8 protein-coding genes are annotated in these 8,022 nt (G+C 72.2%); 6 read left to right on the forward strand and 2 right to left on the reverse strand.

Annotated features, from left to right (window positions below):
* Window positions 1-32: 32 nt before the first annotated feature.
* The 4 genes from ACIQFU_RS23430 (at window position 33) to ACIQFU_RS23445 (ending at window position 4,004) form a co-directional block, all read left to right on the forward strand.
* Window positions 33-1,493: an aldehyde dehydrogenase family protein gene (locus ACIQFU_RS23430; RefSeq protein WP_402554102.1), complete on the forward strand. Its 1,461-nt coding sequence runs from the start codon at window positions 33-35 to the stop codon at window positions 1,491-1,493.
* A 45-nt stretch (window positions 1,494-1,538) separates the two neighbouring features.
* On the forward strand, window positions 1,539-2,180 hold the full coding sequence (locus ACIQFU_RS23435) for a PadR family transcriptional regulator (protein WP_402554103.1): 642 nt from the start codon (window positions 1,539-1,541) through the stop codon (window positions 2,178-2,180).
* Window positions 2,181-2,271: 91 nt separating this feature from the next.
* Window positions 2,272-3,213: an ATP-binding cassette domain-containing protein gene (locus ACIQFU_RS23440; protein WP_402554113.1), complete on the forward strand. Its 942-nt coding sequence runs from the start codon at window positions 2,272-2,274 to the stop codon at window positions 3,211-3,213.
* A gap of 32 nt (window positions 3,214-3,245) precedes the next feature.
* Window positions 3,246-4,004, forward strand: coding sequence for an ABC transporter permease (locus ACIQFU_RS23445; RefSeq protein ID WP_402554114.1), 759 nt, complete (start codon window positions 3,246-3,248; stop codon window positions 4,002-4,004).
* A 53-nt stretch (window positions 4,005-4,057) separates the two neighbouring features.
* Here ACIQFU_RS23445 and ACIQFU_RS23450 read toward each other — a convergent pair whose 3' ends face one another.
* A complete protein-coding gene (locus ACIQFU_RS23450) occupies window positions 4,058-4,969 on the reverse strand; it encodes an alpha/beta hydrolase (protein WP_402554104.1) in 912 nt (303 codons plus the stop codon).
* Window positions 4,970-5,078: 109 nt separating this feature from the next.
* Here ACIQFU_RS23450 and ACIQFU_RS23455 point away from each other — a divergent pair, with 109 nt between their 5' ends.
* Entirely contained in the window at window positions 5,079-5,525 is a 447-nt protein-coding gene (locus ACIQFU_RS23455; protein ID WP_402554105.1) for a MarR family winged helix-turn-helix transcriptional regulator, read from the forward strand.
* Window positions 5,526-5,540: 15 nt separating this feature from the next.
* Here ACIQFU_RS23455 and ACIQFU_RS23460 read toward each other — a convergent pair whose 3' ends face one another.
* A complete protein-coding gene (locus ACIQFU_RS23460; protein ID WP_402554106.1) occupies window positions 5,541-6,968 on the reverse strand; it encodes a glutamate decarboxylase in 1,428 nt (475 codons plus the stop codon).
* Window positions 6,969-7,110: 142 nt separating this feature from the next.
* Between ACIQFU_RS23460 and ACIQFU_RS23465 the strand changes: the two genes are divergently transcribed.
* Window positions 7,111-7,872: a MerR family transcriptional regulator gene (locus ACIQFU_RS23465; RefSeq protein ID WP_402554107.1), complete on the forward strand. Its 762-nt coding sequence runs from the start codon at window positions 7,111-7,113 to the stop codon at window positions 7,870-7,872.
* The last annotated feature ends 150 nt before the right edge of the window (window positions 7,873-8,022 follow it).

The following is an 8,022-nucleotide window of genomic DNA, read 5'->3' on the forward strand; positions in this document are numbered from 1 at the left end:
GGCTGTGCCAGTTGAGGGGATTGAGGGTTCTCATGTCGTCGTACTTCACCGACCTCGCCCGGCAGTACATCGACGGCGAGTGGCGCCCGGGCAGCGGCTCCTGGGACATCATCGACTTCAATCCGTACGACAACGAGAAGCTGGCCTCGATCACCATAGCCACGGCCGACGAGGTCGACGCCGCCTACCGGGCCGCCGAGCGCGCGCAGAAGCAGTGGGCCGCGACGAACCCGTACGCGCGCCGCGCGGTGTTCGAGAAGGCGCTGCGCCTGGTGGAGGAGCGCGAGGAGGAGATCGGCGAGGCGATCGTCGCCGAGCTGGGCGGCACCCGTCTCAAGGCCGCCTTCGAACTGCACCTCGCCAAGGAGTTCCTGCGCGAGGCGGTCCACCTGGCGCTGCGCCCCGAGGGCCGGATCATCCCCTCGCCCGTCGACGGCAAGGAGAACCGGGTCTACCGGGTGCCGGTCGGCGTCGTGGGCGTCATCAGCCCCTTCAACTTCCCCTTCCTGCTCTCCCTGAAGTCGGTCGCCCCCGCCCTCGCCCTGGGCAACGGCGTCGTCCTCAAGCCGCACCAGAACACGCCGATCGTCGGCGGCACGCTGGTCGCGAAGATCCTTGAGGACGCCGGGCTGCCGGGCGGCCTGCTCAACGTCGTGGTCACCGACATCGCGGAGATCGGTGACGCCTTCATCGAGCACCCGGTCCCGAAGGTGATCTCCTTCACCGGCTCCGACAAGGTCGGCCGCCACGTGGCCACGGTCTGCGCCGCGAACTTCAAGCGCTCGGTCCTCGAACTGGGCGGCAACAGCGCGCTGGTGGTCCTCGACGACGCCGACGTGGACTACGCGGTCGACGCCGCCGTCTTCAGCCGCTACGTCCACCAGGGCCAGGTCTGCATGGCCGCCAACCGGGTGCTGGTCGACCGGTCGGTCGCCGACGAGTTCACCGAGAAGTTCGTCGCCAAGGTGGCGACCCTCAAGGTCGGGGACCCGCGCGACCCGTCGACCGTCATCGGCCCGGTGATCAACTCCTCGCAGGCGGACGCGGTCTCCGGGGTGGTCGAGCAGGCCCTCGCCGAGGGCGCCACCGCCCTGGTGCGCGGCTCGGTCAGGGACAACCTGGTCGAGCCGTCGGTCCTGACCGGTCTGCCCGCCGACTCCGCGCTGCTCAGGCAGGAGGTCTTCGGGCCGGTCGCCTTCCTCGTCCCCTTCGACGGCGAGGAGGAGGCCGTGCGTCTCGTCAACGACACCCCGTACGGGCTGAGCGGCGCCGTGCACACCGGGGACGTCGAGCGCGGCGTCAACTTCGCCAAGCAGATCGACACCGGCATGTTCCACGTGAACGACGGCACCGTGCACGACGAGCCGATCGTGCCCTTCGGCGGCGAGAAGCACTCCGGCCTCGGCCGCCTCAACGGCGACACGATGCTGGACGCCTTCACCACGCAGAAGTGGATCTCCGTGCAGCACGGACGCAGCGGCTTCCCCTTCTGAGGGTCCCGGCGGGCCGGGCCCGGCGGCGGATCTAGGCTGGACCCCATGTCAGCGATCCGTCTCCTCGTGCTCGGCGCGGTCCGCCAGCACGGGCGGGCCCACGGCTACCAGGTGCGCAACGACCTGGAGTACTGGGGCGCGCACGAGTGGTCCAACGCCAAGCCCGGCTCGATCTACCACGCGCTGAAGCAGATGGCGAAACAGGGGCTGCTCCTCGCGCACGAGATCGCGCCGTCCACGGCGGGCGGACCGCCGCGGGTGGAGTACGAGATCACGGAGCAGGGCACCGAGGAGTACCTCACCCTGCTCCGCGCCTACCTCACCGCCTACGACCAGCGGCCGGACGTGCTCACCGCGGCGCTCGGCTTCATGGTCGACCTCCCGCGCGAGGAGGCTCTGGCGCTGCTGGAGGAGCGGGTACGGAAGATCGAGGAGTGGCGCGCCTCCGTCACCGAGTACTACATGCCCGCCGAGGGGCCCGGCCAGTACGGGCACATCGGCGAGATCATGAACTACTGGGTCCACTCGGCCGATTCGGGCGCCGAGTGGACCCGCGGCCTCATCGACCGCGTCCGGGGCGGCGCGTACACCTTCGCCGGCGAGGGCGAGCCGTTCGTCGGCGTGCTGGCCGAGGGTGAGGAGAACCCCTTCGCGGCGGGGCGGCCGCACTACGGGGACGCTCGCTAATCAAGTTTGACCAACCGAGGAGGGCGCGCTACCTTCGGAGGTAGTAGTCAAATTTGGCTAGCTTGGCCTCGAAGGGGAGTGGGGAGTGACAGTGGCCGACACGGCGATCACCGTCGAAGGCGCACGCAAGAGGTACGGCGACAAGAACGCGTTGGACGGACTCGACCTCACGGTCACCCGCGGCACGGTGCACGGCGTACTGGGCCCGAACGGAGCCGGCAAGACGACTCTGGTGCGCGTCCTGTCCACCCTGCTGCGGCCCGACGCCGGCCGCGTCGAGGTGGCGGGACACGACGTCGTCGCCGAGTCGTACGCGGTACGGCTGCGCATCGGCCTGCTCGGCCAGCACGCGGCGCTCGACGAGGAGCTGGGCGGCCGGCAGAACCTGGAGATGTTCGGCCGCCTCCACCACCTGGGCGCCCGACGGGCACGCGCGCGTGCCGGCGAACTGCTCGCGCGCTTCGACCTCACCGACACCGGACGCAAGCCGGTCAGCGCCTACAGCGGAGGCATGCGCCGCCGCCTGGACCTGGCCGCGTCCCTCATCACCGACCCTGAGGTGCTCTTCCTGGACGAGCCGACCACCGGACTCGACCCGCGCGGCCGCGCCGAGGTGTGGGACTCGGTCCGCTCCCTGGTCGGCGCCGGTACGACGGTCCTGCTCACCACCCAGTACCTGGAGGAGGCCGACCAGCTCGCCGACCGCATCTCGGTCGTCGACGCCGGCCGGGTCGTCGCCGACGGCACGGCGGACGAGCTCAAGGCCGCCACCGGCGGTGACCGCGTCGACGTCGTCCTGCGCGACGCCGGCCAACTGGGCGCCGCCGTCGCCCTGCTCCCGCTCACCGGCGTCCGCGTCGACACCGACCGCCGGCTGGTCAGCGCCCCGGTCACCGACCGGATGGCGGCGCTCTCCGGCGTCGTACGGGCGCTGGAGGAGGCCGGGATCGAGGCCGAGGACGTGGCGCTGCGCCGGCCGACCCTGGACGAGGTGTTCCTGCACCTCACCGACCGTACGAAGGAGGCCGTGTGAGTACGGGCACCGCGAACGCCGGCACCATCCCCATGACGCACGCCCTGTCCGACTCCTGGACGATGACCCGCCGCGAGCTGGCCCGCTGGGGACGGCAGCCGGTGACGGTCGTCGTCAACCTGGTCTTCCCGGTCATGCTGCTGCTGATGTTCGGCTACCTGGTCGGCGGCGGCCGGGGGGTGAGCGGCAGCTACGTCGGCTACCTGGTCCCCGGCATGCTGGCGCTCACCATGGCCTTCGGCCTGGAGGGCACCATGATCGCCGTCACCCAGGACCTCAACAAGGGCGTCGTCGACCGCTTCCGCTCGCTGCCCATGACCAACGGCGCGGTCCTGGTGGGCCGTGCCACCGCCGACATGCTCCAGTCGGCGCTCGGCCTCACCGTCCTGATCGGCGTCGGGTACGCGCTCGGCTGGCGGGCCCACGGCGGCCCCGGCGCCTTCCTCGGTGCGGTCGGCCTGCTCCTGCTCTTCCGCTTCGCCATGCTGTGGATCGGCATTCTCCTGGCCCTGGTGGCCGGGAAGCCCGAGCTGGTGCAGGCGGTGCAGATCCTGGTCTGGCCGGTCGGCTTCCTCTCCAACGCCTTCGCCTCCCCCGACTCCATGCCCGGCTGGCTGGGCACGGTCGTGCAGTGGAACCCGATGTCCCAGACCGCCACGGCCGTCCGCGACCTCTTCGGCAGCCCCGGCGGCGAGTCCGGCCACCTCTGGGCGGCCGTCGCCTGGCCGCTGGCCCTGCTCGCGGTGTTCTTCCCGCTGGCGGTGGCGAGGTTCGCGCGCCTGAGCCGGTGAGAGCGGCTCGCCCGCGCCGCCGCGGACTGCGACTTCGGCCGCCGGCGCCCGGCTCACGGGCGGGGCGGGTGCCCGGCGCCGAGGTGGGCGGTGAGGAAGCGGGCGGCGCGGTCGAGCGCGGCGTCCGCCTCCTGCAGGCGGCCGTGGTGGTGCTGGAAGACGTGGGGGAGTCCGGGCCCGACCTCGAGCGTGACCTCGACGTCGTCGGCGCCCGCCCGCCCGGCCAGCCGCACCGCGTCGTCGAGGAGCAGCTCGTTCGCACCGACCTGCACGAGCAGCGGCGGCAGCCCGCAGAGGTCACCGAACACCGGGCTGGCCAGGGGAGCCGACCGGTCGCCGGGGCCGACGTAGAGATCGGCGTAGGCACGCAGGTCGGCCTCGGCGAATATCGGGTCGGCGGCCTTCTTGGAGCGGATGCTCCCCCCGGTGAGGGTGAGGTCGGCCCAGGGGGAGAAGACGGCCACGGCGGCCGGCTGCGGCAGCCCGGCCGCCCTGGCCGCGAGCAGCGTGGCGATGCCCAGTCCGCCGCCGGCGGAGTCGCCGGCCAGGACGGTCTCCCGCGGGTCGGACCCCGTCGCCAGCAGTTCGCGGTAGGCGGCGAGCCCGTCGTCGACGGCCGCGGGGAAGGGGTGCTCGGGTGCCAGCCGGTAGTCCACCGACACCGCGCGCAGCCCGGCGCGCAGGGCCAGTTCACCGACGAGCCCCGTGTGGGTGTCCGGTGAGCCGATGACGTATCCGCCGCCGTGCAGGTAGAGCAGCCGGCCGCGGCCGGAGGCGGTGTCCGGCACCAGCTCCAGGGCCGGCCGTCCGCCCAGCCGGGTGCTGCGGGTCACCACCCCGTCCGGCGCGGGGCGGGCGACGGCGGCGGCGAAGCCGTCGCGCTGCTCCTCGACCGTGGGCGGCGTCTCGGTGCGAGGGGCGGAACGGAGCAGGGCGTCCAGCGCGTCGCGCTGCTGTCGGGACATGAAGGGCCTCCATGGGTCGCCGTGGGAAGATGGATTCCTGGGAATCCATCCGTCCGAGGTCAACCGCATTCCGAGGAAGAGTATTCCTGGGAAGCTATTGGAGGTTTGTGTGAGCCATGTCACCCCGGTCTTCGTCGATCTGGTCCGGACCGAGACCCGGCTCTACAACGCGGTGAGCGCCCGGCTGCGTGACGAACAGGGTCTCGGACTCGGGCAGTTCGAGTTCCTGGAGATCATCGACCGCGTGCCGGGGTGCCGCGTGCTCGACATCGTCGGGGAACTGGCGATCACCGTCGGGGCCGTCAGCAAGGCGGTCGACCGGCTGGTGGCCGCCGGCTGGTGCGTGCGGGCCGCGCACCCCCGGGACCGCCGCTCGTCCGTGCTCCGCCTCACGTCCGAGGGCGAGGAGCGGCTGGCGGCCTCCCGGCCCGTCGTCGAGGACGCGCTCGCCTCGCTGACCGCCGGGATCCCTCCCCGCGACCTGGACCGCGTCGCCGCGACCCTGGCCGCTCTCCGCGCGAACCTCGAAGCGGGCTCCCACGGCAGCCCGGGCTGACGCGGGGAGCCGGGGTCAGTGGTGGAACCCGGTGGCCGCGCCCTTGTCCCGGATCAGCGGGTGCGGCTGCCGGCGCAGCTCCGGCAGCAGCCGCTCCAGGTCGTCCAGGAGCAGGTCCGCCATGTCCGCCGAGAAGCCGTTGCGGCACACCACCCGCAGCACCGACAGGTCCTCGCGGTGCGGCGGGAAGGTGTACGCCGGCACCAGCCAGCCGCCCTCCCGCAGCCGCCGGGACACGTCGAAGACGTCGTACGCCTTCACGTCGTCGGCCGTCGTGAAGGCGAACACCGGCAACTGGTCGCCGTGCGTCAGCAGCCGGAAGTCGCCCAGTGCCGCAACTCGTCGGGCGAGCGAGCCCGCGATGTCGCGCGCGTTGCGCTGCACGGCCCGGTAGCCCTCCCGCCCCAGCCGCAGGAACGTGTAGTACTGCGCCACCACCTGCGCGCCCGGCCGGGAGAAGTTCAGCGCGAAGGTCGGCATGTCGCCGCCCAGGTAGTTCACGCGGAACACCAGCTCCTCGGGCAGCGCCTCCGCGTCCCGCCACAGCGCCCAGCCGACCCCGGGGTAGACCAGTCCGTACTTGTGCCCCGAGGTGTTGATCGACGCGACCCTCGGGAGCCGGAAGTCCCACACCAGGTCCTCGTCCAGGAACGGCGCGACCATGCCGCCGGAGGCCCCGTCGACGTGCACCGGGACGTCGAGTCCGGTCCGCTCCTGGAGCGCGTCCAGGGCGGCGCAGAGGTCGGCGATCGGCTCGTAGGAGCCGTCGAAGGTGGAGCCCAGGATGCCGACGACCCCGATGGTGTTCTCGTCGCACAGCCCGGCGGCGGCCTGCGGGTCCAGGTGGAAGCGGTCGCCCTCCATCGGGACCTGCCGGGCCTCCACCTCCCAGAAGTTGCAGAACTTCTCCCAGCAGACCTGGACGTTCACGCCCATGACGAGATTGGGCCGCACGTCCTTCGCCGGGTACCGGTTGGCGTTGCGCAGCGCCCAGCGGCGCTTCAGCGCCATCCCGGCCAGCATGCACGCCTCGCTCGACCCGGTCGTCGAGCAGCCCACGGCCGCCGACGGGTCGGGCGCGTGCCACAGGTCGGCGAGCATGGCCACGCAGCGCCGCTCCAGGTCGGCGGTGCGCGGGTACTCGTCCTTGTCGATCATGTTCTTGTCCCGGCACTCGCTCATCAGCACCCCGGCCTGCGGCTCCATCCAGGTGGTGACGAAGGTGGCCAGGTTCAGCCGCGCGTTGCCGTCCAGCATCAGCTCGTCGTGCACGAGGCGGTACGCCGTCGCGGGCGGCAGCGGGGTGTCGGGGAGGCGGTGCGTGGGCGGAGCCTCGGACATGCCGCCGAGGGGGTCCGCCGTCGCGTAGAACGGGTTCACGGCGAGCCGGCGCCGCTCCCGGTCGTCGTCCTGCGGCGGGTGGGGCCCGTGGTGCAGTGGCATACGACCGACGGTAGGCCGGGGCACCCGGCCCCGCACCCGGAGCCGTACCGGGCCGGCACGCGGGTTCGGCGGGGTCCGGCGGGGCTTGCACCTCACGTCACGTGAGGAGGCAGCGTGGAGGGCGTCAGAGAAGGGAGCGGAAGTGAGCTACTCCGTGGGACAGGTAGCCGGCTTCGCCGGGGTGACGGTGCGCACGCTGCACCACTACGACGACATCGGCCTGCTCGTACCGAGCGAGCGCAGCCACGCGGGCCACCGGCGCTACAGCGACGCCGACCTCGACCGGCTGCAGCAGATCCTGTTCTACCGGGAGCTGGGCTTCCCGCTCGACGAGGTCGGCGCCCTGCTCGACGACCCGGTCGCGGACCCGCGCGCGCACCTGCGCCGCCAGCACGAGCTGCTGACCGCCCGGATCGAGAAGCTGCAGAGGATGGCGACGGCCGTGGAGCAGGCCATGGAGGCACGCAGTATGGGAATCAACCTCACGCCGGAGGAGAAGTTCGAGGTCTTCGGCGACTTCGACCCCGACCAGTACGAGGAGGAGGTCCGGGAGCGCTGGGGGAACACCGACGCCTACCGCCAGTCCAAGGAGAAGACCGCCTCGTACACCAAGGAGGACTGGCAGCGCCTCCAGGACGAGGCCGACGAGCTCACCCGGCGCTTCGTCGCGCTGATGGAGGCCGGTGAGCCCGCCGACTCCGAGGGGGCCATGGACGCCGCCGAGGACCACCGGCAGGGGATCGCCCGCAACCACTACGACTGCGGGTACGAGATGCACACCTGCCTGGGCGACATGTACGTCTCGGACGAACGTTTCACGCGAAACATCGACGCCGCCAAGCCGGGCCTCGCCGCCTACATGCGCGACGCGATCCTCGCCAACGCCGTCCGGCACACGCCCTGAGCGGTGGGGGGGGGGGGCGGGGGGCCCCCCCCGGCGCCCCCCCCCCCCCCCCCCCCCCCCCCCCCCCAGCCCCCCCCCCCCACCCCCCCCCCCCAACAAAAACAACACCCCCACCAACCCCCCCCCCACCAGCCCCACAAAATAAAAAAA

It is taken from the genome of Streptomyces sp. NPDC093065, assembly GCF_044754585.1.
In the GTDB taxonomy this organism is placed as follows: domain Bacteria; phylum Actinomycetota; class Actinomycetes; order Streptomycetales; family Streptomycetaceae; genus Streptomyces.

Excerpts from the sequence above, each read along its gene's own strand:
- ACIQFU_RS23430 (WP_402554102.1), top strand. The coding sequence starts at position 33 with ATGTCGTCGTACTTCACCGACCTCGCCCGGCAGTACATCGACGGCGAG.
- ACIQFU_RS23435 (WP_402554103.1), top strand. The coding sequence starts at position 1,539 with ATGTCAGCGATCCGTCTCCTCGTGCTCGGCGCGGTCCGCCAGCACGGG.
- ACIQFU_RS23445 (WP_402554114.1), top strand. The coding sequence starts at position 3,246 with ATGACGCACGCCCTGTCCGACTCCTGGACGATGACCCGCCGCGAGCTG.
- ACIQFU_RS23450 (WP_402554104.1), bottom strand. The coding sequence starts at position 4,969 with ATGTCCCGACAGCAGCGCGACGCGCTGGACGCCCTGCTCCGTTCCGCC.
- ACIQFU_RS23460 (WP_402554106.1), bottom strand. The coding sequence starts at position 6,968 with ATGCCACTGCACCACGGGCCCCACCCGCCGCAGGACGACGACCGGGAG.